This is a genomic window from Streptomyces sp. NPDC054757, assembly GCF_053612185.1.
This window is the reverse complement of the sequence record NZ_JBSHBW010000003.1, coordinates 279,508-304,404: the sequence shown is the minus strand read 5'-3', so window position 1 is coordinate 304,404 and position 24,897 is coordinate 279,508. Positions and strand designations below refer to the sequence as shown.

The 24,897-nt window shown below is 70.4% G+C and carries 20 protein-coding genes and 1 other RNA gene; 8 read left to right on the top strand and 13 right to left on the bottom strand.

The window, feature by feature from the left end:
- Window positions 1–546: 546 nt before the first annotated feature.
- The 3 genes from ACWGKJ_RS06500 to ACWGKJ_RS06490 form a co-directional block, all read right to left on the bottom strand.
- Window positions 547–4,872 (bottom strand): LamG-like jellyroll fold domain-containing protein, encoded by a 4,326-nt coding sequence (locus tag ACWGKJ_RS06500; protein WP_453315678.1) that lies wholly within the window; start codon window positions 4,870–4,872, stop codon window positions 547–549.
- A 316-nt stretch (window positions 4,873–5,188) separates the two neighbouring features.
- Window positions 5,189–5,593: RNase P RNA component class A (gene rnpB / locus ACWGKJ_RS06495), an RNA gene on the bottom strand.
- A gap of 79 nt (window positions 5,594–5,672) precedes the next feature.
- The gene (locus ACWGKJ_RS06490; RefSeq protein WP_385023616.1) at window positions 5,673–6,242 is read right to left on the bottom strand and encodes a Uma2 family endonuclease; all 570 of its coding nucleotides are present in this window, start codon (window positions 6,240–6,242) and stop codon (window positions 5,673–5,675) included.
- A 228-nt stretch (window positions 6,243–6,470) separates the two neighbouring features.
- Between ACWGKJ_RS06490 and yaaA the strand changes: the two genes are divergently transcribed.
- On the top strand, window positions 6,471–7,253 hold the full coding sequence (gene yaaA, locus ACWGKJ_RS06485; RefSeq protein ID WP_385023544.1) for a peroxide stress protein YaaA: 783 nt from the start codon (window positions 6,471–6,473) through the stop codon (window positions 7,251–7,253).
- A 112-nt stretch (window positions 7,254–7,365) separates the two neighbouring features.
- Window positions 7,366–7,983: a bifunctional 4-hydroxy-2-oxoglutarate aldolase/2-dehydro-3-deoxy-phosphogluconate aldolase gene (gene eda, locus ACWGKJ_RS06480; RefSeq protein ID WP_385023542.1), complete on the top strand. Its 618-nt coding sequence runs from the start codon at window positions 7,366–7,368 to the stop codon at window positions 7,981–7,983.
- A 94-nt stretch (window positions 7,984–8,077) separates the two neighbouring features.
- Here the strand turns inward: eda and ACWGKJ_RS06475 are convergent, their stop codons facing one another.
- From ACWGKJ_RS06475 to ACWGKJ_RS06460, 4 genes are all read right to left on the bottom strand, one after another.
- Entirely contained in the window at window positions 8,078–9,325 is a 1,248-nt protein-coding gene (locus tag ACWGKJ_RS06475; RefSeq protein WP_385023614.1) for a bifunctional RNase H/acid phosphatase, read from the bottom strand.
- Window positions 9,325–10,068 (bottom strand): zinc ribbon domain-containing protein, encoded by a 744-nt coding sequence (locus ACWGKJ_RS06470; RefSeq protein ID WP_385023612.1) that lies wholly within the window; start codon window positions 10,066–10,068, stop codon window positions 9,325–9,327. Before ACWGKJ_RS06470 ends, ACWGKJ_RS06475 begins: the two co-directional genes overlap by 1 nt.
- On the bottom strand, window positions 10,065–10,919 hold the full coding sequence (locus ACWGKJ_RS06465) for a Nif3-like dinuclear metal center hexameric protein (protein ID WP_385023540.1): 855 nt from the start codon (window positions 10,917–10,919) through the stop codon (window positions 10,065–10,067). Before ACWGKJ_RS06465 ends, ACWGKJ_RS06470 begins: the two co-directional genes overlap by 4 nt.
- A gap of 270 nt (window positions 10,920–11,189) precedes the next feature.
- On the bottom strand, window positions 11,190–12,233 hold the full coding sequence (locus tag ACWGKJ_RS06460) for an ABC transporter substrate-binding protein (RefSeq protein WP_385023538.1): 1,044 nt from the start codon (window positions 12,231–12,233) through the stop codon (window positions 11,190–11,192).
- Between the two features lie 187 nt (window positions 12,234–12,420).
- Here ACWGKJ_RS06460 and ACWGKJ_RS06455 point away from each other — a divergent pair, with 187 nt between their 5' ends.
- Window positions 12,421–13,698 carry a hypothetical protein gene (locus ACWGKJ_RS06455; RefSeq protein ID WP_385023536.1) on the top strand — a complete coding sequence of 426 codons (1,278 nt, stop codon included), beginning with the start codon at window positions 12,421–12,423 and terminating at the stop codon, window positions 13,696–13,698.
- Between the two features lie 124 nt (window positions 13,699–13,822).
- Window positions 13,823–13,999 (top strand): hypothetical protein, encoded by a 177-nt coding sequence (locus tag ACWGKJ_RS06450; RefSeq protein ID WP_385023534.1) that lies wholly within the window; start codon window positions 13,823–13,825, stop codon window positions 13,997–13,999.
- A 223-nt stretch (window positions 14,000–14,222) separates the two neighbouring features.
- On the opposite strand, the gene ACWGKJ_RS06445 is transcribed toward ACWGKJ_RS06450, so the two are convergent.
- From ACWGKJ_RS06445 to ACWGKJ_RS06435, 3 genes are all read right to left on the bottom strand, one after another.
- A complete protein-coding gene (locus ACWGKJ_RS06445; RefSeq protein ID WP_453315677.1) occupies window positions 14,223–15,164 on the bottom strand; it encodes a 3-oxoacyl-ACP reductase in 942 nt (313 codons plus the stop codon).
- 147 nt (window positions 15,165–15,311) lie between these two features.
- The gene (locus ACWGKJ_RS06440) at window positions 15,312–16,388 is read right to left on the bottom strand and encodes a Zn-dependent alcohol dehydrogenase (RefSeq protein ID WP_385023532.1); all 1,077 of its coding nucleotides are present in this window, start codon (window positions 16,386–16,388) and stop codon (window positions 15,312–15,314) included.
- Between the two features lie 79 nt (window positions 16,389–16,467).
- Window positions 16,468–17,322 (bottom strand): MaoC/PaaZ C-terminal domain-containing protein, encoded by an 855-nt coding sequence (locus tag ACWGKJ_RS06435; RefSeq protein WP_385023530.1) that lies wholly within the window; start codon window positions 17,320–17,322, stop codon window positions 16,468–16,470.
- Window positions 17,323–17,701: 379 nt separating this feature from the next.
- Here ACWGKJ_RS06435 and ACWGKJ_RS06430 point away from each other — a divergent pair, with 379 nt between their 5' ends.
- The 4 genes from ACWGKJ_RS06430 to ACWGKJ_RS06415 are packed head-to-tail and all read left to right on the top strand — an operon-like array spanning window position 17,702 to window position 21,214.
- The gene (locus ACWGKJ_RS06430) at window positions 17,702–18,643 is read left to right on the top strand and encodes an ABC transporter ATP-binding protein (protein WP_385023610.1); all 942 of its coding nucleotides are present in this window, start codon (window positions 17,702–17,704) and stop codon (window positions 18,641–18,643) included.
- Window positions 18,643–19,368 (top strand): ABC transporter permease, encoded by a 726-nt coding sequence (locus tag ACWGKJ_RS06425; RefSeq protein ID WP_385023528.1) that lies wholly within the window; start codon window positions 18,643–18,645, stop codon window positions 19,366–19,368. The genes ACWGKJ_RS06430 and ACWGKJ_RS06425 overlap by 1 nt, the downstream gene beginning before the upstream one ends.
- Window positions 19,369–19,379: 11 nt before the next feature.
- A complete protein-coding gene (locus ACWGKJ_RS06420; RefSeq protein WP_385023526.1) occupies window positions 19,380–20,612 on the top strand; it encodes a sensor histidine kinase in 1,233 nt (410 codons plus the stop codon).
- A complete protein-coding gene (locus ACWGKJ_RS06415; protein WP_385023524.1) occupies window positions 20,609–21,214 on the top strand; it encodes a response regulator in 606 nt (201 codons plus the stop codon). Before ACWGKJ_RS06420 ends, ACWGKJ_RS06415 begins: the two co-directional genes overlap by 4 nt.
- 39 nt (window positions 21,215–21,253) lie before the next feature.
- Here the strand turns inward: ACWGKJ_RS06415 and ACWGKJ_RS06410 are convergent, their stop codons facing one another.
- The 3 genes from ACWGKJ_RS06410 to folE all read right to left on the bottom strand — a co-directional run bounded on the left by ACWGKJ_RS06410 (window position 21,254) and on the right by folE (window position 24,722).
- Window positions 21,254–22,717, bottom strand: coding sequence for an MFS transporter (locus ACWGKJ_RS06410; RefSeq protein ID WP_385023522.1), 1,464 nt, complete (start codon window positions 22,715–22,717; stop codon window positions 21,254–21,256).
- 111 nt (window positions 22,718–22,828) lie between these two features.
- Window positions 22,829–24,028 carry an ATP-grasp domain-containing protein gene (locus ACWGKJ_RS06405; protein ID WP_385023520.1) on the bottom strand — a complete coding sequence of 400 codons (1,200 nt, stop codon included), beginning with the start codon at window positions 24,026–24,028 and terminating at the stop codon, window positions 22,829–22,831.
- Window positions 24,029–24,191: 163 nt separating this feature from the next.
- Window positions 24,192–24,722: a GTP cyclohydrolase I gene (folE, locus tag ACWGKJ_RS06400; protein ID WP_385033373.1), complete on the bottom strand. Its 531-nt coding sequence runs from the start codon at window positions 24,720–24,722 to the stop codon at window positions 24,192–24,194.
- Window positions 24,723–24,897 lie beyond the last annotated feature (175 nt).

Below are 24,897 nucleotides of genomic sequence, written 5' to 3'. Positions count from 1 at the left end.
GCGGGCCTGTCCCCGGCTGAGAACCCGAGCGGTTACCCGCCCCGGCGCCGCGGGCGCGGAGCTGCCCGCCCGCTTCTCCCCGAGTGGCTCATTCGCTCCGTGAAGGGGCGTGAGAGCGACGCTGACGGGACCATCAGTGCTGCCGGCGGCCGGCTTCGGGCCACCGTGCCCAGTCGCCGGAGTGAGGCTTTTCGTGGCTGTGCCGGGCCACGAGTGTCTCGGGGCCTCTGTGGGAGTTCTTGGCCCCTTCGTTACGGCGCGTGGTTCCGCAGCGCTGATCCTTCTGCCTTCGACGGGGCGGTCCGTGGACACTCTGGCCCTGGCCGTGTCCGCTGCGGCCACGTCTTCGGACAGGGTGGTGGCCTGCAGGAGTCCCGCAGCCAGGGTGCCGCACAGCACCAGGGATATCCGGTTCCTCGAAGCGCGGAAGAACCGGGGTGTTCGCTTTCTCATGGGAGGGTCTCTCAGTGCCGAGCGCACAGGTGGCGCGGAAGGGCGGGGAGTCGGAAGTGCGCTTTACGTCTGCTGGACTGCTCTGCCGTGCGTTCAGTCGATGGGAGGGACTTCCGTGGGGACGCCGAACCAGGAAGCAGCCAGGTACTCGACCTGGTTGTCGCTCAGCGCTCCCTGGAAGGCCCACACGTCGTCAACGCTGCCGGGGAAGAACCGGGCGCTCTTACCTGCTGTGACGGCGGCCCCGACCTGGAAGCCCTTTGTCGCCTTGTGCGTCAAAACGTTCCCGGCCCAGGCGATCAGGTCCTCGCAGGCCGAATCATCAGGTTTGCCGTCACCGTTGTCGTCCCCACATGCCACCTCTTGAAGTGCGCCGTTGACAAAGAGACGGGCCTCTTTGGCGAAACCGTCGTAGACGACCGCCAGATGGTTCCAGGAAGTCACATCCTCGAAGGCGGTGGACGAGGCGTGGGAGACCCGAGCATCCGAACTGTCCTTGTCGGAGAGAGACATCTGCCAACTCCCCTGTTCTCCGGAGCCCTTCGAACCGGGTACGAACGAAACGTCCAGAGCACTGTGCCCAGCGCTTTCCGCACTCAGGAGGGTGACTTCCTTCGATGGAGTCGCCGCTGCCTGTGCCCAGGCCGTCACAGTGAAACTCGTGCTGGTGTCCACCGGCATGGAGGCCGTGGCGGCATAAGCGTCGCTTCCGTTCAACTGGAGCCCATGGGCATCGATCCACCCCTTTCCGAGCATCGCACCACCCTTGAGGGCCATGGGCCGGTTCTCCTGCGAGGCGTCCGGTGAGGTGGCAGGGCCCGGTGTCGTTTCCTCGAACTGCCAGCGCCCCTTCAGCAGTGGGTGCTGCTTGAACATCTGCGCGACTTCCTCTGCCGAGACCGGGCGGTCGTACAGACGTACGTCGTCGATCTGGCCAGGGAAGAAGGAGCGTGGTTTCCTCTCGAAGGACCCGGCGCCGATCTGCACGGGCCCACTCGCGTACCAGGTCTTGGAGAGACTGGTGCTTCCTGCCTGAGCACCATTGACGTAAAGAGTGAGCTTGTCGGCAACGGTGTCGTGGACGCCGACGAGGTGCACCCAGTCGCCACCATGCGCCGTGGTTCCCTCGGCCTGGATCGCTCTGATCGGTGTGGCGTCGGGTTCGTCGGCTGAGTACTGGTTGAAGGCCCACCGGTCGTAGGCGGAGGAGTAGTAGAGCTCGAAGCCCGCGGTATGGGCTCCTGCCTGGGTGGCGACCATCGCCGCGTGGTCGGGTTTCGTCTCCGGGAGTTTCACCCAGGCCGAGACCGCGAAGCCGCGCTGGTTGTTGAGCTGTGGCGAGACTGTGGTGGCGTAGCCGTCGGCTCCGTCAAGGGACAGTGATCTTCCGTTGACTCCGGGCCGGCCGGTACTGGCACCTCCCTTGAGCGCCATGGGGTCCACGTCCGCATGGCCCGTGACGCGGGTGGCGCCCGCGGACTCGTCGAGAGGGAAAACCGCGCGGGCCTGGCGCCCCGGGGTCGTCAGCGGCTCGTGGCGGTACAGATGGGAGATGTCTGCCGCGGTCAGAGGTTTGTCGAAGATGCGCAGGTCATCGATTGTTCCCGGGAAGAAGGAAGCAGGTTTGCCGTCGTAGGAGCCGGCGCCGATCTGAAGACCCCGTCGGGCGTCCCAGGGAGTGTCGTAAGCAGTGCTGCCGGCCAGTTGCCCCTGGACGTAGAGCATGAGTTGTTTGGTGGTGCTGCTGTAGGTGCCGACCAGGTGCGTCCACTGCCCCGCTTTCGCTCCGCCGGGCGCGGCTTGCATGGCGCGGGCTATGGGCGCCTTGGGGGTGTCACTCGTGTACTGATTGAAAACCCACCGGTCGTATTCCTTGGAGTAGTAGAGCTCGAAACCCGGGGAATGGTTGCCGGGCTGCGCGGCGATGATGGCGGCCTTCTCCGGCATGGAGGACAGTTTCGCCCAGGCAGAAACAGAGAAGCCGGTATCGGTGGCGACGACCGGGATGTCGGTATCGGCGTAGTCATCGACTCCGTCGAAAGCAACGCCCGTCTTGGTCTCCCCCGGTACGCCAGGAGTGGCGCCGCCGTGCAGGATCGCCTCACGGTCTGGGGTACTGCCCTTGGCCTCGCTCGCTCCGGCTTCTTCGTCCAGTTGCCAGGTGGCCCGTTCAGGCTGCCCGGCCCTGACTCTGAAGAGGTATGTGCGAATCTCACTGCCATTGCCCGCGCTGTCGAAGGCCTGCGCCGTGACGAAGTTCAAGCCAGGGTTCGACGGCAGCATCTTGATGGCCTGTGCCGCCCCCTTTGATGTGCTGATCTTGTTCTTGGCCGTCGGATCCGTGTTGATTCCGTACCAGTAAGACGTCACATCGGTGTCGGCTGCCGTCACATCGAACGTGCCGTACTTGCCGACCCCGTCGTACCAGGGGGCCTCCGAGTCATCCGGATCGAGCGCCGGGTAGTCCCCGGATACCAGTCCCGGTGCTTTGGGGACCTTCGTGTCGTAGGTGAAGTAGCAGGCTTCCGGGTCGCCGGTGGACGACCATGGCGAGTATTGCGCCCCATCCCATACACGCACCTGCCAGCTGATCTTCTTGTTGGCCGGCAGCGACGTGGGCAGGGCCACGGCGAATGCCGAGCCCGACTTCTTTGACGGGGTGCGAGCGGGAGTCCAGTGGGGAGAATTGCCATTGCCGTCCCCCGAATCCCATGAAACCTGGAACTGGACCGCGACTGAGTCCCCGTCAGGGTCGGTGATGTTGTTCGCGTAGATTTTTCCGAGGGTGCGCACAGGAACGGCAAGGGCCGACTTCTTGCAGACACCGCCGTATTCCATGGTGAGTTGCGAGGACTTCACCTGCGCGGGCGGCCGGTTGAACTTGACGCGCAGATAGGCCTTGTCGGAGAACCGCTTCCAGCCCAGACCGTCGGATTCGCTGCCCGCCCGCAGGCCGAACGTCATGCTGGATGACTTGTTCGAGGCAGCCGACTGCACGGCTGACTTCACGTCGAACTCGGCATCCTTGGCGGCACAGCCCGTATACCCGTAAGCGAAGCTGTCGGACTTGAGCTGCTTGATCCAGAACCCTGCGGCGTTCTGGGAATTCCAGGTCGTGGATGCAGAGATGCCCTTCGTCTGCCACAGTTCGACAGCGCGCTTGCTGCACGAGGCCGACCATGTGTTGCGGACGACGAACTCCGCCGAAAGAATCGACTTACCGGAGAACTTGGAAACGGGAATCTGGTAGAAGAGCCGCTTCGTGTCATGCGGCTGGCAGTAGGCCCAGTCGCACAGACCCATGCCGGCGTCCGCGTCACCGTTGAACTTCCACTGCGGCGACGACGCCCAGTACTTCGACGCCATCGTCCACGACGACGCACGCGGTGAATACCACTGCGGGTCGATGAACACCGGGTACTGCGTGTCCGCTCCGCGCAGAACGTCCTGATCCGGAGTCAGGACGAGTTCGTGGCCATCGGCCGGCACTGCCACGTCGACCGGTGCGAGCTTGCCCGACTCCCCTGCCCCCGGTTCACCCTGCAGGCCCGCACTCCGGACACCAGCCCTTTTTGTCCGGACACCCGTACCGCCGGAAGCAGCTTCACCGTCAGAACCAGCACTGGAGTCCCACATCTGCGGAGTCGGCGCCTCGAACACAGCACCGCCGGCCCCGCGGTCGACAGCTTCCAGGCCTCCTTGCTCGGTCTTCCGGACGTCCATGCCGTCCGCAGCCAGCTTCAGCCGAAGGTTCGTCAGCTCATCGCTCCGCGCCGCCTCGGCGTTCTTGACCACCAGAAGCTGCGTGAATCCATCCGCCTGCGCCTCCATCCTGAGGTCCACACCCGGCAGAACGTCACGATAGGAAGCGGTGGCTCCTTCAATTTCTGGCTTCGGCAGCGCCTGCGGCCAGTTGAGGGCCAACTCACGGCCGTTCTTCTCCATCCGCACCAGAGGCTGCTGCCCGCCCGCGGAGAACGCCAGCTCTGACGTGGTGGCTTTTGCCTTGACCCCGTCAGGCGTCATCGTCAAGTCCGTGTCGACCGGCTTCCACTCATGACCGATACGGGTACGGACCGGGCGCAGATACTCCCGTGCTTCCAGATTCCCGTCAGCTGTGGCATACACGTCGCTCGACTCCCCCCGCATGGAAGGGATCTCCACGGACTCGCCGGAACTCTTCGCCTCCGCCAGGGCCTGTTCCGTCGTACGGACTTCGGCCCCCGGCTCAGCGGTCTCGGCCGATGCCGTACTCGGCACGCTTGTAGGTGGGGATGCTGGTGCAGCGCTCGCATCCACAGCGGCGAGCGGCAACAGGCCAACAGTGACAGCCGCCCCCAGCAAGGACGCCGCCCAACGACCGGTTGTTGTGCGCGGATTACCCAATCGCAACACAACGTGGTCGCCTCGCCTGCCCATTCTCCCCACAACCCACCCCTACTTCACAGGAAACACACAAACACGCAGAGTTAATACGTCACCACGCGTCAGCGTCAAGGGTCGCCTCAGTAAGGTTGAACCCGATTCACCCCGGAAAGGACGCATCCTGTCACCGAAAAAAATCAGCCAACTACGGGGCAGGAGGCGGACGCATGCCCGTCAGCCAAGTACGCCAACGGGGCATATCGATGAGCCCCGGAAGGGCCGATGCGGGTGAAGGATCCGAAAATCAGGGCTCGGCCGGCGGGCCGGCGACCCTTTCGGAGCGAAAGGGCGGGTGAAGCGTGAGTGATGGCAGACGAGCCGGCCTGTACGCCGGGTTCTGTCGCCCGGAGACCTCGCGGTCGCCGGGGAGACGGCCATCCATCTACGACCGGCATTGCTGCCGGCCTCCTGCGGTCTACCCGCGAACTCGGGCGAGCAGCCCTCAAACGTCCGCGCAAGGCCGTCCTGCGACGGCCTCTCTTGACCTTGCTCCAGGTGGGGTTTACCTAGCCGCCTGAGTCACCTCAGGCGCTGGTGGTCTCTTACACCACCGTTTCACCCTTACCGGGGGCCTCTCGGACCCCGGCGGTCTGTTTTCTGTGGCACTGTCCCGCGGGTCACCCCGGGTGGCCGTTAGCCACCACCTTGCTCTGTGGAGCCCGGACGTTCCTCGGGAAGGTCCTGGGGACCCTCACGCGGCCGTCCGGCCGACTCGTCTGCCGTACCGCCATGCTACCCGGCGGACCGGGACCGCCCGGTCCGGGACGTCGGAGGGGCAGGCGCGTCAGAGGAATTCAGAGGAATTCCGTGGTCTCCAGATCGAAGGCGAAGGGCTCCGGGAGGGCCAGGGTCTTACCGAACGGGATGGTGCAGTGCTGCCGGTAGTCGTCGTTCTCCGGGTCGCTGAACAGCGTCACCGAGGACTCCTCCCGGTCGACGAGAAGATAGAGCGGGATGGCACCGCGGGCGTAGCAGCGGCGCTTGCCCTCCCGGTCGGTGCGGGGCTTGCTGGAGGTGACCTCGGCCACCAGAGCCACACCGTCGCAGGGCATCCAGGGCTCGGCGCCGCGGAACAGCCGCAGGGCCGTGGGGGCGAAGGTGCCGCCCGGGATGGCGTGGTTCTTGGGGCAGCCACCGCCGCTCCGCAGCTTCAGGCCCTTGTTCCCGGAGAAGTCCATATCTGTCCGCGAGCCTCTGGTCACCTGCTTCGCGATCAAGTTGATGCAGTCCTCATGATCCCCGTCCGGCGGCGGCGTCACGACAATCTCCCCCTCGATCAGCTCCGCGCGGAAACCCTCCGGCGTCTCCAGCGCCAGGAAGCCCTCCAACAGGACCTCTGCCTGCGTGAGCGGTTCATGCGGCATGGCAGTCATGTCACGCCCCCTCCTCGGTCGCTCGTCAGACTGGGACATCTAGGGCTCCACCGTTCATGAGATGGGAGGTCTTCCCCCGATTGTGGCGTACCCCGACCCCGGTTGACGGCTGTCGGCGCTCCGTCCTTCCGCAGGCGTCGGGGAGGGCGGGAGGGAAGGGGCCCCTGGGCCGTCCGTCTACCCTGGCAGTCGCTGTTGTCCGTACGAAGGAGACCCGCTGTGCTCGTGCTCTTGCCGCCGTCCGAGGGAAAGGCCGCGAGCGGCTCCGGGGCCCCGCTGAAGCCGGAGTCCCTCTCGCTGCCCGGACTGGCCGGGGCGCGGGCAGCCGTACTGGACGAGCTCGTCGAGCTCTGCGCGGCCGACGAGGAGAAGGCACGCGAGGTGCTCGGGCTGAGCGAGGGGCTGCGCGGCGAGGTCGCCAAGAACGCCGGTCTGCGGACCGCGGGTGCCCGGCCGGCCGGGCAGATCTACACCGGGGTGCTGTACGACGCGCTCGGCCTCGCCTCGCTGGACGCCGCGGCGCTGCGGCGCGCCGAGGAGTGGCTGATGGTCTTCTCGGGGCTGTGGGGCGCGGTACGGATCGGCGACCGGATCCCCTCGTACCGCTGCTCGATGGGTGTGAAGCTGCCGGGGCTCGGGGCGCTGGGTCCTTACTGGCGCAAGCCGATGGCCGAGGTCATGCCGGAGGCCGCGGGCGAGGGTCTGGTGCTGGATCTGCGGTCCGCCGCGTACGCCTCGGCGTGGAAGCCGAAGGGTGAGGTCGCCGACCGTACGGCTTCGGTGCGGGTGCTCCATGCGCCGACCCGGAAGGTCGTCAGCCACTTCAACAAGGCGACCAAGGGGCGCATCGTGCGGGACCTGCTGCTCGCGGGCGCGGCTCCGGCCGGGCCCGGCGAGCTGGTGGAGACGCTGCGGGAGCTGGGGTACGAGGTGGAGACCCCGGCGCCGGTGAAGCCCGGGAAGCCGCGGGAACTGGATGTTCTGGTGGACGAGATTCACTGAGTCGCGCCCGCTGGGTGGGACGCACCCGGAGTAGTCGGCTGCGATCCGGCGTGCGTTGCACGGTGCGCAACGGGCGTTGCGCATGGCGTGTTCGCCGGGGCAGGATGCCGGTATGACTTCCGTGCTTGACCTCGCCCCCGTCGTTCCTGTTGTCGTGATCGACGATGCCGCCGATGCCGTGCCGCTGGCGCGGGCCCTGGTCGCGGGCGGGCTGCCCGCGATCGAGGTGACGCTGCGCACGCCCGCCGCGCTCGACGCGATCCGTGCCATCGCGGCCGAGGTGCCGGAGGCCGTGGTCGGGGCCGGCACGGTGATCTCCTCCGACGGCGTCACGCAGGCGGTGGCCGCGGGGTCGCGGTTCCTGGTCAGCCCGGGCTGGTCGGACCGGCTGCTCGGGGCGATGACCGACAGCGGTGTGCCGTTCCTGCCGGGGGTCTCCACCACCTCCGAGGTCGTACAGCTCCTTGAGCGCGGGATCACCGGGATGAAGTTCTTCCCGGCCGAGGCGGCGGGTGGTACGGCCTATCTCAAGTCCCTGGGCGGGCCGCTGCCGCAAGCCAGGTTCTGTCCCACGGGCGGTATCTCGCTGACCTCCGCGCCCTCGTACCTGGCGCTGCCGAACGTGGCCTGTGTGGGAGGTACGTGGATGCTGCCGGCCGACGCGATGGCGGCGCGGGACTGGGACCGGGTGGAACTGCTGGCCCGGGGCGCCGCCGCGCTGCGCGGCTGAACCGACCCGGGCATCCGCCCCGGCCGCGCCGTGAGGCCAACCCGGGCATCCGCCCCGGCTGCGCCTTGTGCCCGGCCGGGGCAGAGCTCGTGGCTCAGCGCAGATGGGACGTGTCGTTGAAGAGGCGTACGGACGCGTTGCCGTCGGCGTAGTAGGCCACCGTCGACACCGATGCCGCCGACAGTTCCATCCGGAACAGCGACTCCTGCGGTGCGCCAAGGGCGAGGCGTACCAGGGTCTTGATCGGCGTGACATGCGTGACCAGCAGCGTTGTCGTGCCCCGGTGGTGTGCGATCAGGCGGTCGCGGGCCGCCGCGACCCTGCGGGCCACCGTCGCGAAGCTCTCGCCGCCGCCGGTCGGGGCCGCGTCCGGTCCGGCGAGCCAGGCGTCCAGGTCGGCCGGGTACCGTTCGCGTACCTCGCCGAAGGTCAGACCCTCCCAGGCGCCGAAGTCCGTCTCGCGCAGGCCCTCTTCGATCCGTACCTCAAGGCCCAGCCGGTCGGCGACCGCCCGGGCCGTCTCCCGGCAGCGGCGCAGCGGGGAGGAGACCACCGCATCGACCGTGGCGCGGGCCGCGAAGGCGGCGGCGGCGTCGGCCGCCTGGGCCCGCCCGACGGCGGACAGCTCGGGGTCCGTGCCACCGCTGCCGGAGAACCGCTTCTGCGGGGTGAGCGCCGTCTCGCCGTGGCGCAGCAGCACAAAGGTCGCCGGGGCGCCCAGATCGGCCGGGGCCGCCCAGCCGACGGACGGCGCCGTAGCGGCTCTGGGCTCGTCCACCGTCGTACCGCTCGCAACCGCGGTACCGGCAGCAGCCGCGGTACCGCTCGCACCTACGTCTACGCCCGCGTCTCCGTCCGCCGCGCCGCGAACGCCCCCGCCCCCGCCCCGGGCCGTGAGTTCCGCCGTCGAGTCGGACGGCTCCCACGGCCGGCCGTCGCGGCCCGCGTCCATCGCCTCGTTGGCGAGCCGGTCCGCGTGTTTGTTCTGCGCGCGCGGGATCCACTCGTACGTCACTTGCGGGCCAGGCAGCACCGCTGCCGCCTCGGCGGCCAGCGGCTTCATGTCGGGGTGCCTGATCTGCCAGCGCCCCGACATCTGCTCGACGACGAGCTTGGAGTCCATCCGGACCCGGACCCGGGCCGACGGGTCCAGCGCCGCAGCCGCACGCAGTCCGGCGATCAGCCCCCGGTACTCGGCCACGTTGTTCGTCGCGATGCCGAGGTACTCCGCGGCCTCGGCGAGCGTCTCCCCGCTGGCCGGGTCGAGCACGACGGCGCCGTAGCCGGCCGGCCCCGGGTTGCCCCGGGAGCCGCCGTCCGCCTCCACGACGAACTCCCGCATCAGATGCCCGAGTCGGCCGTACGCACCAGGATGCGGCGGCAGTTCTCGCACCGCAGCACCGTGTCCGGGGAGGCCGCCTTGACCTCGTTGACCTCGGTGATGTTGAGCTCCAGGCGGCAGCCCTCGCAGCGCCGCTGGTAGAGCCGGGCCGCACCCACGCCGCCCTGCTGCTCCCGGAGCTTCTCGTAGAGCTTCATCAGGTCGGCGGGGACCGAACCAGCCACGATCTCGCGCTCCTTGGTGAGCGTGGCGGTCTCGCGGTCGATCTCCGCGGCGGCCACGTCCCGGCGCTCGGTGGCGTCGGCCACCTTGCCCTCGACGGCCGAGACGCGCTCGGTGAGCTCGGCGGCCCGCTCCTGCGCGGACTCGCGGCGCTCCATGACCTCCAGGACCACGTCCTCCAGGTCGCCCTGGCGCTTGGCCAGCGAGGCGATCTCGCGCTGGAGGTTCTCCAGGTCCTTGGGCGAGCTGACCGCGCCGGAGTCGAGGCGCTGCTGGTCGCGGAGCGAGCGCTGGCGGACCTGGTCGACGTCCTGCTCGGCCTTGGTCTGCTCGCGGGCGGTGTCGCTCTCCTCCGTCTGCACGGCGACGCGCAGATCACGGAGCTGGGTGAGGTCCTTGGTCAGGGAGTCGATCTCGGCGTGCTCCGGCAGCGACTTGCGCCGGTGCGCGAGCTGCGACAGGCGTACGTCGAGGGCCTGGACGTCGAGGAGTCGGATCTGGTCGGCGTGCGCGGCGTTCAGTTGGGGGCTCCAGAATGATCGGTTGCGGTGGACGCCGCGTGGGCGGTCCAGGGGTCTGTGACCGTACGGGACACGTGGGTGCGCAGACCCCATCCGTTGCGGTCGGAAATCTCGTCGAGCTGGGCGGCGGCCTGGGTGCACCAGGGCCACTCGGTGGCCCAGTGCGCCGCGTCGAGCAGGCCGAGCGGCGACTGCTGCACGGCCTCGGACACCGGGTGGTGGCGCAGGTCCGCGGTGAGGAGGGCGTCGACTCCGGCGGCGCGTGCCCGGCCGAAGAGGCTGTCCCCGGAACCGCCGCTGACCGCGACGGTGCGGACGAGCGCGTCGGGGTCGCCCGCGGCGCGTACTCCTTGCGCGGTGGCGGGCAGCCGGGCGGCGGCCAGGGCGGCGAACTCCCGCAGCGGCAGCGGGTGGTCCAGCTCGCAGACACGGCCGAGACCGCGGCGGCCGAGCGGATCGGTGGGGTCCGGTACGAGCGGCCCGACCACCCGGAGGTCCAGCGCGCCCGCGAGGGCGTCGGAGACCCCGGGGTCGGCGGTGTCGGCGTTGGTGTGCGCGACATGCAGGGCCACGCCGTGTCTGATCAGGGTGTGGACGACCCGGCCCTTGAAGGTGCCGGCCGCGACCGTCGTCGTACCGCGCAGATAGAGCGGGTGGTGCGTGACGACCAGCTGGGCGCCGAGACGTACGGCCTCGTCGGCGATCTCCTGGACGGGGTCGACGGCGAAGAGGACACGGTCGACCTCGTCGTCGGGGTCGCCGCAGACCGTGCCGACGGCGTCCCAGGACTCGGCCCGCTCGGGCGGCCACAGGGCGTCGAGTGCGGAGAGGACTTCAGACAGGCGGGGCACGGCTACAGGTTACCCGCGCTCCGTGCCCCGGCCTCCGGTCGGTCCCGCCGGACCCGGCGGTCCGTTCCCGCCGGACCTGCCTGTCGGTCCTTCCGAAGCCGCCGGCCGGTCCCGACGGAGCCGCCGGCCGGTCCCGACGGCCTGCTTTCCAGCCGCCCCCGCCCGGTGGCTGCCCACCTGGGTGACTGCCCCGCCCGGTGACTGCCCCGCCGGGTGACTGCCCCGCCCGGTGACTGCCCCGCCGGGTGGCTGCCCACCTGGGTGGCCGTCCTACTTGACGAGATAGCTCTGCAGGTCGTCGAGGACCTTGTTGGCCGCGGTCACTCCGAGGCCGAGGTACCAGGTCTCGTCCGGGACGTTCTTCGCCCGGCCGTCCTTGACCGCCTTGAGGTTCTTCCAGAGCGGGTTGGCCTGGACGGTGTCCCGCTTGGTGGCCTTGGGGTCGCCGTACACCCCGGTGAAGATCCAGTCGGCGTCGGCGGAGTCGATCTTCTCGGGGCTGATCTCCACCGCGAGGTCCTTCACCTGCTGGCTCTTGGGCCGCGGCAGCCCGGCGTCCTTGAGGATCGTGCCGATGAAGGAGTCCTCGGCGTAGAGGCGGATCCGGTCGGGCATGTAGCGGACCATCGATACGGTGGGCTTGTGCGGGCCGACCTCCGTGCCCAGCTTCTTCGCCCGCTTCTCGTACGCGCCGAGCTCGGCCTCGGCCCGGTCGGTGCGGTCCAGGGCCGCGGCGTTCAGCAGGTAGTTCTGCTTCCAGGTGAAGCCGGGGCGGATCGAGAAGACGGTCGGCGCGATCTTCTTGAGCTGGTCGTACTTGTCGGCGGCGCGCAGCTGGCTGCCGAGGATCAGATCCGGGTGGAGGTTGGCGATGGCCTCCAGGTTGAGGTTGTTGATCGTGCCGACGTTCTTCGGGTGGCCCGCGTTCTTCTTCAGATAGCCGGGGATGCCGTCGCTGCCCTCCGTGGGCGCGTAGCCGACCGGCTTGATGCCGAGCGAGACGACGTTGTCCAGCTCACCGACGTCGAGCACCACGACCCGCTGGGGCTTCACCTTGATCACGGTCTTGCCCATGGCCTGGGTGACGGTGCGCGGGAACTGGCCCGGCTTGGCGTCGGTGCCGAGTGCGGCGGTCTTCGTCGCGGCGTCGCCGAAGTGCTTGCCCCCGGTGGCCACGTCCTTCTTGGCCGCCGCGTCGGCCTTGCCCGATGTCGACCCCCCGTCGCCGCTGTCGCTGCTTCCGCAGGCGGTGAGGGCGAGGGCGCCGGTGAGCGCGAGGGCGGCGGCAGCGGTGCTGCGACGGCGTAGAGACATGGTGAAGCTCCTGACAGAAACCACTTAGGTGTGCCTTACCTTAAGCGGCGGTGCAGACATGAGCACACTCGCCCCCTCCCCCTCAGGCGAATACCAGGACAGCCACCCGTATGTGTGAAGTGCCAGGTACGGGCCGGTTCGGCAGGACGTACGAAAACTAGCTTCGGTGTCCGGAGGTGACCGAAATATGATGGCCACGGCCACGAAGACCGCGACCGGGAGCGCCGTACGGACGGCACCGGAGGGCGGCGATGAGGGCAACGCGGGCGACGGCGCCGAAGGCGGCGCCGGGGACTGTGCGCGGGGCGGCGCCGAGGAGTGTGCGCGGGGCGGCTCGGTACCGCGGCCGGACTTCACCATCGCCAACGACGGGTCCTACGCGGCCCGGCTGGCGCGCCGCACCGGGGACGCCTGGTTCCCCGAGCGATGGACGCTGGACGGGCCCGAGCCGTACGCGGTGGAGCTGCCCGGTCATCAGCCCGAGGAGCCCGGATCCGATGTGCTGCCGATGGCCGACGGGCGGGTGCTGATCCGCCGGTCCGTCGAGGCACGGCACACCTTCTCGCTGCTGTACCCGACCGGCCCCGGGACCGGCGAGCTGCCGCTGGGCTCCGTCGCGTGCGAGCGGCTGACGCTGCTGCCGCCGGTGCCGGGCGGCTCCCGTGCGTACGCGCTGGCTCCCGGTACGCACACCACCGCCGTCTGGCTGGTGGCGGGCGGCGCCTTCGGGCCCGAGCATGTCGCCGATGTGCCGGGCCGGTGCACCGGCGGGGTATGGCTGGACCGTACGGGCCGGATGCTGGCGCTGGACCGGGAGGCGGACGGGGTCACCAAGACGGTCGCGGTCGATCTGGAACGGGGCGGCGAGGTCACCCCGCTGCTCCAGATCGCGGAGGGCAGCGACGACCGGCTGCTGCTCGCGGACCCGGACAGCGGTCTGCTGCTCGTACGGTCGGACGCGCCCGGCGACGAGCGGCTGGGCTGGGGGGTGCTGGGGAGCCGTCGGCCCATCAGGTTCCCGGATTCGCTGCGGCTCGACGACGCGGTGCTGACGCCGTTCGCGGTGCAGCCGGGACAGGTGCTGATGCCGGAGAGCTGCGGGGTCGCCCTGCGGATCGCGAGCGCGGCGGGCAGCTGGCTGGGGGTGTGGCGCCCTGCGGGGCGCCGGCTGCTGCAACTCGCCGCCCCCGAGGGGTGGTTGACGGGCGCGGGGCTGTGGAGCACGGAGGGGGTGCTCCGACTGCCCTGCACCACCCGGGCCATGCCGGTCGGCGTGGTGGACATGGCGCCGCTCGACGGACTGCCCGCCGATCCCCGTATGGAGTCGGCCGGTGACGTGACCACAGAACCGGCACAAACGGAAGTCGCTGGTCAGGAACCGGACGGGCCCCTGGTGACTCCTGTTCTGTACAAGCCCGTACCGTTGCAGCAGGCGCCTCTGCCGAGCCGCTCGCAGCCTGGTTAGAATCGCGGGCCTGCACACGCTTGCGGTGATCGATTACGCATGATCACGGCGGGCACGGGAACAGGCACGGCACAGCACGAAAAATGTAGCGATCACAGCGATTTGACGGGGGAGATTTCCCATCATGTCTGAAGCCAGGACCGACACCGCCCAGTCGCGCCCGCAGCCTGCGGCCGCCGACCGGGGCGAAGCCGGAGGCTCCGGAAAGCACCGGGGGGGTGCGGCGCCCGTCGAGGCGTCCGAGGCGGAGACCAACGGCCGCCATCGCCGCTCGGGGGAGCAGCACTCGAACGCGGCCTGACGGGCCGCACACGCGACACCGTTCACGTACCACCGCTCAAGCACAACCGAAGGGCCGGTTCCCGTTCAGGCGGGGACCGGCCCTTCCGCCGTACCGGGAACCGGCCGGGCACCCGGCGGAACTGCGGTCAGGGGATACGGAAGTACGGGGATACGGCGGTACGGGGATACGGCGGTACGGCGATACGGCGATACGGCGATACGGCGATACGGCCGTACGAGGGTCAGCCGTGTTTGAGGCCCAGGATCTCGGCTGCGGCGAAGGTCTCGTTCGGCGGCCGGTCCGCGTAGTACGGCGAGATCACCTCGTCCAGTTCTTCGTACGAGAACGCCGTCTTCGCGGTGTCGAACTTCGCCGCCACCTTGGGGCGTTCCACCACGGCGACCATGCCGCCGTGCACCACGAGCAGCTGGCCGTTGACCTTCGCCGCCGCCGGAGAGGCGAGATAGCCGACGAGCGGTGAGACGTGTTCGGGTGCCAGCGGGTCCAGTTCGCCCGCCTCGGGCTCCCCGAAGCCGGCGAACACGTCCTCGGTCATCCGGGTCCTGGCGCGCGGACAGATCACGTTGGCGGTGACGCCGTACTTGGCGAGCGCCAGCGCGGTCGACGTGGTGAGCCCCACGATGCCGCCCTTGGCCGCCGCGTAGTTCGGCTGGCCGGCCGAGCCCGCGAGGAACGCCTCAGACGAGGTGTTGACGATCCGGCCGTAGACCGGGCCGCCCGCCGCCTTCGACCGTTCGCGCCAGTGCACGGAGGCGAAGTGGGTCGTGTTGAAATGCCCCTTGAGGTGGACCCGGATCACCGAGTCCCACTCGTTCTCGCTCATCGAGAAGACCATCCGGTCGCGCAGGATGCCCGCGTTGTTGACCAGGATGTCGAGCTTTCCGTAGGTGTCGACGGCCAGTTGCACGAGAGCGCGGGCCTCTTCGTGGTCGGCGACGTCGCCGAGGTGGGCGACGGCCTGTCCGCCGGCCGCGCGGATCTCGGCGACGACGTCGTCGGCGGGGGCGGCGGACGACTCACCGGAGCCGTCGCGCCCCGGCCGGCCGAAGTCGTTGACGACGACGCTCGCGCCGAGCCTGGCGAGTTCGAGCGCCTCGGCACGGCCGAGGCCGCGGCCGGCCCCGGTGACGATCGCGGACAGGCCATCAAGTGGCAAGGACATGGACGAGCTCTCCTTACGGTCTGCGGGGTACCGGAGATGCGGGTACCGGAGATGCGGGTACCGGTCTGCGGGTACCGGTCTGCGGGTACCGGCACGGCGGGTACCGGGGCTTCGAGTGCTGCGGCTCCGGCCCCGGTGGTCCGGGTGTCAGATCTCGATGCAGGTGCGCAGCGCCTCGCCTGAGCGCATCTGGTCCAGGGCGTCGTTGATCCCGGCGAGGTTCACCCGGTGGGTGATCAGCCCTTCGAGGTCGATACGGCCCGCCCGCCAGAGCGAGATGGCCCGCTCGTACGAACGGACCACGTCCCCTCCCCCGTACATGGAGGGCAGGATCCGCTTCTCGTCGAAGAACAGCTCGAACATGTTGAGCTGGAGGAAGTCGTCCATGGCGCCCGCGCCCACGATGCAGAGGGTGCCACCGCGCCGGGTGGTCTCGTACGCCTTGCGGGCGGTGGCCGATTTGCCGACGACCTCGAAGACGTAGTCGAAGCCCTCCCCGGCCGTGATGCGCTGCTTGGCGTCGTCCAGCGCGTCCGGCGCCACGGCCTCCGTCGCGCCGAAGTTGAGTGCGGCCTCCCGGCGGGAGGCCACCGGGTCGACGGCGACGATCTGGGAGGCACCCCTGAGCCGTGCGCCCTGGATGGCGGAGATGCCGACTCCGCCGCAGCCGATCACGGCGACCGACGAACCGGCCTCCACATCGGCGGTATTGACGGCGGCGCCGAGGCCGGTGGTCACCCCGCAGCCGATGAGCGCCGCGATCTCGAACGGCACATCGTCGGGGATCGGCACCGCGCACCCGGCGTCCACGACGACCTCCTCGGTGAAGGTGCCGGTCCCGGCGAAGCCGAAGACATCGCCGCCGGGGCGCTTGAAGTTGGGGGTGCCCGCGTTCATGAACCCGGCGAGACACAGCTCGGTCTGGCCGCGTTTGCAGGCCGGGCAGGTACCGCAGGCGGGCAGCCAGCAGAGCACCACCCGGTCGCCCTGCTCGACACCGGTCACACCGTCGCCGACGTCGAGGATCTCGCCCGCGCCCTCGTGGCCGGGCACGAACGGCGCGGGCTGCGGCAGCACCCCGTTCATCGCCGAGACGTCCGAGTGGCAGAGGCCCGTGGCCCGGACCCTGATCCGGACCTTGCCGGGGCCGAAGCCCACCGCCTCGATGTCGTCGAGGACTTCGAGTTTGTCCTGGCCGGTCTCGTGCAGTACGGCTGCGCGCATGGTGCGGCTCCTCACATACGGCTGGGCTGGTGGATCGGGGGGTGGGCTGCGAGAGGACGAGGGGTCGGCGGGGGCGGGGTCAGTGGTGGGTGACCACCGTGTCGGCGAGGACCGGCGCCTCGTCCCGCTCGACGGCCGAGACGGCCACCTGGACCCGGCCCGGCGAATGCCACATCCGGATCCGGAGCGTCTCACCGGGGAAGACCACCCCGGCGAAGCGGGTGGTGTACGAGCCGACCCGGGCCACATCGCCGCCGAGCGCCGTGTCGACGACGGCCTTGAGCGTCATTCCGTACGAGCAGAGCCCGTGCAGGATAGGCCGGTCGAACCCGGCGAGCTTGGCGAACTCCGGGTCGGCGTGCAGCGGGTTCCAGTCGCCCGAGAGCCGGTAGAGCAGTGCCTGGTCCTCCCGGATCGGGCGGTCCTCGGTGCGGTCGGGGGCGCGGTCGGGGAGGTCGAGGCGGGCGGAGGGGCCGCGTTCGCCGCCGAAGCCGCCCTCGCCGCGTACGAAGATCTGTGAGTCGCTGGTCCACAACGGGCCCTGTTCGTCGGCGACTTCGGAGCGCAGCACGATGACGGCCGCCTTCCCCTTGTCGTACACGGCCTGGACCCGGGCGGTGGACCGCGCCGTCGCCGCGACGGGGATCGGCCGGTGCAGGGTGATGGTCTGGCCGCCGTGCAGGACGGCTGCCAGATCCACATCGATGCCGGGGGCCGCGAGCCCGCCCATCAGCGCCATCCGGGCGCCCGCGACGGTCGCGAAGCTGGGCAGGACATGGAGCCTGGACTCCAGGGTGTAGCGCAGTTCGTCGGCGGCGAGGGCGGGCCGGCCCGCACCGATTCCCAGGTGGTAGAGCTGGATGTCCTTGTGGTCCCAGGCGATCTCGCCGGAACGCGGCTCGGCGGCGACGGCCTCTGCGGCATCAATGGGCATGGGGCAAGCGCTCCTTGACGGTGGAAAGACCTCGGTGCGACCGTCCGCACCGTCAGGCGCACCGAGGTCGTACGGGACCGGCCCCCGGCGCCCTTTGTAGAACGCGTTCTAGGCCGATGGCCCCATGTATAACGCACCCCTCGTGAGTTGTGAAGACTGCTGACGGTACGTCAGATAGGCCCGTCCGCGCGGCCCGCTGTATCCGGCCACGACTCACGGCTCACGGCTCGCGGCTCACGGCTCACGGCTCGCAGCTCACGGCCTCACGGCTCGGCCGTGACATTTGTCCCGGGCGGCTGCGTACAACCGCATCTGTCCACGGGCCGCCCGGCTTCGTAGCGTGTGGGGCATGACGCAGACAGCAGACACCGGACCCGCGGTGCGCTTCACGGGGGCGGTCAAGACGTTCGGGGCGGTGCGGGCCGTGGACGGCGCCGACCTGGAGATTCACCGGGGCGAGACCGTCGCCCTGCTCGGGCGCAACGGCGCGGGGAAGTCCACCACCATCAGTCTGCTGCTCGGCCTCGACCAGCCGGACAGCGGGCGGGTGCGGCTCTTCGGCAGGACACCCGCCGAGGCGGTCGGGGCCGGTCTGGTGGGGGCGATGCTCCAGGCGGGGCAGCCGATCCCCCGGGTGACGGTGCGGGAGCTGGTGGCCTTCGTGGCCAGTACGTATCCGCGCCCGCTGCCGGTCGCGGAGGCCCTGGACATGGCCGGGCTCGGCGAGTACGGGGCGCGCCGGGTCGACAAGCTCTCGGGCGGCCAGCTGCAACGGGTCAGGTTCGCTGTGGCGCTCGCCGGGAATCCGGAGCTGATCGTCCTCGACGAGCCGACCGCCGCGCTCGACGTGGAGGCCAGGCGCGCCTTCTGGGACTCGATGCGGGCGTACGCGCGGCGCGGGAACACCGTGCTCTTCTCCACCCACTACCTGGAGGAGGCCGACAGCAACGCCGACCGCATCGTGGTGATCCACCAGGGCCGCATCGTCGCCGACGGCAGCTCCGATGTGCTCAAGCGCGCGGCAGGCGGCAGCCTGGTCTCCTTCGACCTCGCGGGCGCCCCCACCGAGGGGCTCCAGGCACTGCCCGGTGTCACCGCCGTGGAGATCCGCGCGGACCGGGCGTCGCTGCGTACGGACGACTCGGACGCCACCGTCGTCGCCCTGGCGGAACGCGGCGCGATCCGCGGTCTCGCGGTCGCCCCGGCCACCCTGGAGGACGCGTTCCTGGCCCTCACCTCGCGGGAAGCCCCCGACGGGCCGCCTGGCGGCCCCGGATCCGCCGGGGTCTCCCCGCACCACGAAGAGAAGGCCGCGGTCTGATGCTGGAATACGTCAAGCTCGAAGTGCGGCGGACGCTGCGCGACTCCGGGTTCGTGATCTTCGGCATCGGGATGCCGGTGGTGATGTATCTGCTCTTCACCAACATCGGCCCGAGCGACTCCGGCTCGGCGGCCTGGCGGGTCACCTCGATGGTCGGCATGGCGGCGTACGGCGCGCTGGGTGCGGCCCTGGGTGTCGGTACGGGGGTCGCGTCCGACAAGTCCCTCGGCTGGCTGCGCCAGTTGCGGGTCACTCCGCTGCCGCCCACGCAGGTGGTGCTGGGCCGGGCGGTCTCCGGTTCGGTGACCGTGCTGCCGGGGATCCTGGCGGTGCTGCTCGCCGGGGCGCTCGTCAACGGCGTACGGATCGGCGCCTGGCAGTGGGCCGTCCTGACGCTGTTGCTGTGGATCGGCGCGCTGCCGTTCACCCTGCTCGGGATCGCCAACGGCTACCGGCTGACCGCCCAGACCACGGGCGTGGTGAACGTGGCCTCTCTGATGGGGCTCGCCATCGTGGGCGGACTGTGGTTCCCGGTCGACGCCTTCCCCGGCTGGCTGCGGTCCGTGGCCCGCTTCACCCCGGCCAACCGGTTCGCCGAGCTGGGCTGGTCCACCACGCGGGGCAGCGCACCCGCCCTGGGCACGGTGGCGGTGCTCGCCGCCTGGCTGCTGGTGTTCGGCACGTACGCGGTCATCTCGTACCGTCGGTCGGCGAGGACGGTGTGACGGGAGTGATCATGCAGGAGAGACTGGCCCCGCTGAGGCAGCGGCTCGGCGGCTGCGCGGAGCGGCGCAGGGAACGGGTGAGGAACCGGCGGGCGGGCCCGCCGAACGCCTTCACGCTGCTGCCCTGGCTGCTGCTCGGCCTGGGCAGCTTCTCCAACCTGATCGGCGGCGAGGCCCCGAACCCGTGGATCGGCGGGGCCGGGCTGCTGGCCTTCAACTCCCTCTACATCTCCATCGCGTTCCGGGCGTTCGACAAGGAGAAGCGGCAGAGCCGTACGACGCTCTGGCTGCTCGGCACGCTGGCGGCCATCACCTACGGTCTGGCACTCGGCTACGGAGGCAGCTGGCTGCTGTTCTTCCCGCTGCTCTCGCTGGCTGTCGGCACCACCCTGCGCGACCGGCGGCTCGGCTTCACGCTGATGGTGCTCTCCGGCTCCGCCGGGTACATCTCGGGCACCGAGGGGCACAGCCCGTGGGACCCCTGGACGCTCGGGTACGGCACCTTCATCTCGGGTGCGGTGACCGCCGCGATCCTCACCCTCTCCGAGACCGTCATGGAGCTGCGCGCCACCCGTCAGGAGCTGGCCCGTTCGGCGGTCGAGAAGGAGCGGCTGCGTTTCTCGCGCGATCTGCACGATCTGCTCGGCCACACCCTCTCGGTGATCGTGGTGAAGTCGGAGGCGGCCCGCAGGCTGGCCCCGCGTGACATCGACGCGGCGCTCTCCCAGATCTCCGACATCGAGACGGTCGGCCGGCAGGCGCTCACCGAGATCCGCGAAGCGGTCACCGGGTACCGGGACGCCAGCCTCGCCAGCGAACTGGACAGTGCGCGCTCCGCGCTGACCGCCGCCGGGGTCGAGCCCGTCGTACGGCAGTCGGGGCCGCCTCTCGAACCGCAGAGCGCTTCGCTGCTCGGCTGGGTCGTCCGGGAGGCCGTCACCAATGTGGTGCGGCACAGCGGGGCCACCCGGTGCGAGATCACCGTGGACGGCGAGAAGCCCGAACGGGTACGGCTGGTGATCAGCGACAATGGGCGCGGCGTAGGCTCGACGCCACCCGGCAGCGGGCTGAAGGGCCTGACCGAACGCCTGGCGGCGGCGGGCGGCTCGCTGGACGCGGGCCGCGGCCAGCGGTCCGGCTTCCGCCTGGTGGCCGAACTGCCGGTGGAGACCACCGCCGTCGCGGCCCCCGGGCCCGGCGCGCACACCACACAGAGACCAGCAGATCGGGAGAGCAGCGCATGATCCGAGTCCTCCTCGCCGAAGACCAGGGCATGATGCGGGGAGCGCTCGCTCTGCTCCTCGGCCTTGAGGAGGACATCGAGGTGGTCGCCCAGGTGGCCACCGGCGACGCGATCGTCGCGGCGGTCCTGGATGCGGGGCCCGATGTGGCGCTGCTCGACATCGAACTCCCGGGCCGCAGCGGGCTCGACGCCGCCGCCGAGCTGCGCTCGCGGGCGCCGGAGTGCCGGGTGCTGATCCTCACCACCTTCGGCAGGCCCGGCTATCTGCGCCGCGCGATGGAGGCGGGCGCCGCGGGTTTCCTGGTCAAGGACGGTCCGGTGGAGGATCTGGCGGCGGCGATCCGCCGGGTGCTGGCCGGGGAGACGGTCATCGACCCCGCCCTGGCCGCCGCCGCGCTGAGCGCGGGGCCCAGCCCGCTCACGGCACGCGAGTGCGATGTGCTGAACGCGTCGGTGGACGGGGCGACCGTCTCGGACATCGCCGGGAAGCTGCACCTCTCGGAGTCGACGGTCCGCAACTACCTCTCGTCGGCGATCGGCAAGACCGGCACCCGCAACCGGATGGAGGCCGTCCGGTCGGCCCGGCAGCAGGGGTGGCTGTAGCGGCCGGTTCGCGCTGCCCGGCCGGGAGCGGGGGCGCGGTCAGTCGCCGGACGGCGGGTACGAGGAGAGTGGCCGGCCGATGACCGGTCGACGGTCCCCGGGCATCCACACCAGCATCAGCAGCGCACCGGCGAGCAGGATGAACCCGCCGCACCGGAACGCCAGCGCGTATCCCGCGGTCAGCGCCTCCGCTCCGGTGCCGCCCCCGGTGCGGGCGGCGGCGACGGTGGAGAGGACCGCGAGGCCCAGCGAACCGCCCAGTGTCCGGGAGGTGTTGACGAGGCCGGAGACCAGACCGGCGTCGCCCGGTGCGGCGCCCGATGTGGCGAGCGAGGCGAGCGGGGTCATGGCGAGTCCCGCACCGGCCATCATCAGCATGCCGGGCAGCATGATCGAGGTGAGGTACCCGCCGTGCGCGGTCATCGTCGACTGCCAGCCGAATCCGGCCACGGTGATCAGGATGCCGACGACCGCCACGTTCTTGGCGCCGAAGCGCCGCATCAGCCGCGGCGCCGACTTGGACCCGGCGACCACACTCAACGAGCTGGGTATGAGGGCGAGTCCGGCGCCGAAGGGGGTATAACCCAGCACGTTCTGCGCGTACAGCGTCATGAAGAACCACATACCGAAGCTGCCCGCCCCGCAGACGAACATCGCGGCGTTGGCGGCGGCCACCGAGCGCACCCGGAACAGCTTCAGCGGCATCAGGGGCAGCGGGGTGCGCGCCTCGACGGCCAGGAACAGGCCGAGCAGAGCGAGCCCGGCGAGCAGCGGTACCAGGGTCGCCGCCGCCGTCCACCCCTCGGCCTCGGTCTGCACGATGCCGTACGCGAGGGTGGCCGTCCCGGCGGTGACCAGGACCGCGCCGGGCAGGTCGAGCCGGCGCGCACCGGTGGACCGGCTCTCGGAGATCCAGCGTGCCGCGCCCGCCAGGACGAGCGCGCCGACGGGCACATTGATCAGCAGCACCCAGCGCCAGGAGAGCGCGTCGGTCAGCGCCCCGCCGACCAGACCGCCCGCGGCGCCGCCGCCCGCGCCGACCGCCGTCCAGGTGGCGATGGCCCGCGCGCGGGCGGCGCCGTCCGGGACGGCCGAGGTGAGGATGGTGAGCGTAGAAGGGGCCAGCACGGCGGCGCCAAGACCCTGCACGGCGCGCGCCAGGAGGAGTTGCCAGCCCTCCTGGGCGAGTCCCCCGGCGAGCGAGGCGAGCGTGAAGAGCCCGAGCCCGACGAGGAACATCCGCTTACGGCCGAAGAGATCCCCGGCCCGGCCGCCCAGCAGCATGAATCCGGCGAAGGCGATGGCGTACGCGTTCACCACCCACTGCAGTCCGGTGGCGCTGAGGCCCAGGCTGGTGCGCATCGAGGGCAGGGCGACATTGACGACGGAGACATCGAGAACCACGAGGAACTGCCCGGCGCACGCGGCGAATACCACCAGCCAGGTACGGGCAGGGGCGGGACTTCGCACGGTGGTGCGGGCGTTCGAAGAGGTACGCAGCATGAGTGCCATCGTCGCACCCGGGCGCGGCACGGTGCATCCGCATATCGGCCCGGTTCCGGTGGTCCGCAGGTCGTGGTCCGCAGGTCGTGGTCCCCGGAGCCCAAGCCCTTCTCACTCGCCCCAGGTGGTCCGCACGGTGGCGAGCGCGGTCTCCGCCGCAGCCACCGCCTCCTCCCCCGTGTCCGCGCAGGTGATCACATGGCCGATCCGGTCCAGGTTGGAGATCTTGGGCGTGTAGTGGCGGCCGACGACCCCGCGGAACTCCAGGTCCTGAACACCGGGAACCTCTGCCGTTTCAGCGACGCCGCGGATCTCCCGGAGAGTTCCCTCCCCCGGCAGGCACCACATGCGGATCGACGCGGCGCGGCCGACCGGGCTGCGCCGCGCGGGGAGGGGTTCGCCGAGCAGTCGCCGTACGTATGACTCGGCGAAGGAGAAGCCCGTGGTCAGCTCGATGAGGCGGGGAATGCGGTCGCCGGGGATGCGGGCGTTGACCTCGATGACAACCGGGCCGTCGGGGCCGTACCGCATCTCCATGTGGGCCGGCCCCCAGTTCAGACCGAGCTCCGCGGTGGCTCGTCCGGCGGCGTCCAGGACCACGGCCGCGATGTCGTCGCCCACCCGCGCGGGGAAGTCGTGGCCCAGCTCGACGAAGCCGGGGCCCGGCACGAGATGCTTGCCCGTGAGGCCGATGACGGCGCCGTCCATGAACTCGACGCTGAACTCGGGCCCGTCCACGAACTCCTCGATGAGGAGCCCCGCCACCCGGGGGGTGTCGCGGGTGGCCTCCTCCGCGAAGGCCGCCTCCGCGTGGGCCAGCACCTCCTCGTCGCTGCGGCGGACCGCCACGAGCGCACTGCCGGTGAGATTGGTCGGCTTGGCCACCACGGGATAGCCCACCTTGCGCGCGGCCGACACGGCCTCTTGCGGGCTGGTGGCGTACCGCCAGCCGGGACTCAGCTCCGCCGGGAGGGCGCGCCGCAGCGCGTGCTTGTCCCGGCAGGCCGCCGCAACCGACGGGGACGGCCCCGGCAGGCCGAGCCGCTCGGCGACCGCTGCGACGACGGCGCCCGAGTAGTCGTCCGTGGTGCCGACCGCCCGCACATCGGGGAGGTCCGCGATGACGGCGGTGACGGCGTCGGGATCAGTCGTGTCGCAGGTGACGATCCGCAGTCCCAACTCCCCCGCGAAGGCGTACGGGACCGCGTCGCGGCACACCAGGACCACCTCGTGGCCCGAGTCCACGGCGATCCGGGCACAGTCGGCGCCCGCCCCGGTATAAGAGGATTCGACGAAAACAAGCGTGCTCATGCATGGCCCTTCTCTTCGGTCTTGACCCGCTGACCGCCTGTCGGCCGGCCGGTCCGCCGCTCGGCCCGGTCGTGGCGCACCGGAGCCGGGCGGCGGACCGGCCACCGGGCGGAGGACGGCGCCCGCGGGCGCTCAGTACCCACAGGCGCCGTCCTCACCGGGCTCAGGAAACGCCGTACCGGGCCAGGACGTCGGGGTCACCCTCGGTCCAGCTGGTGTCGGTCACCACGGTGTGGTCGGAGGGGCCACGGCTGCACATGCACATGTGCCGCCCCGTCGACTTCACCAGCACGGCACGGGCGTCGCCGGACCCCATGACCTCCTGCGCGATGTCCCGTACCAGGTGCTCCTGTATCTGGAAACGGCGCGCGTACGCGGTCACCAGCCGGGGGAATTTGCCCAGCCCCAGGATGCGGCTGCCGGGCACGTATGCGACGTCGATCTTCCCGTAGAAGGGCAGGAAATGGTGGGCGCAGATGGAGAAGTAGTTGATGTCGTGGACGCGGACGACCCCCGGGTGCTCGTCCTCCACGAGGCAGGTCGTCTTGAGGATCGTGGACGGGTCGATGTCGTACCCGCTCAGTAATTCCTTGTAGCCGCGGACGATCCGGTCCTCGCACTCGGGAGCGCGGAACCAGTCGAGAGCGCGTTTGTCGTCCGTGACGTTCTGCTGGAGCCAGTCGGCGATGGTCATGGGGGGGTGCCTTTCTGTTCTGACGTGCGGGTCAGCGAGAGGGGTGATCGGTTCAGGGCGGCTCAGGTGACGGGCTTCACCTCCTGGGAGGGGGCGTGATGTTCCCGGCGGGGAGTGATCAGGGCCCCGCCGCGGGCAGGCCGGAGACGTCGTCCGCGAGGACGTCGGCTCCGGC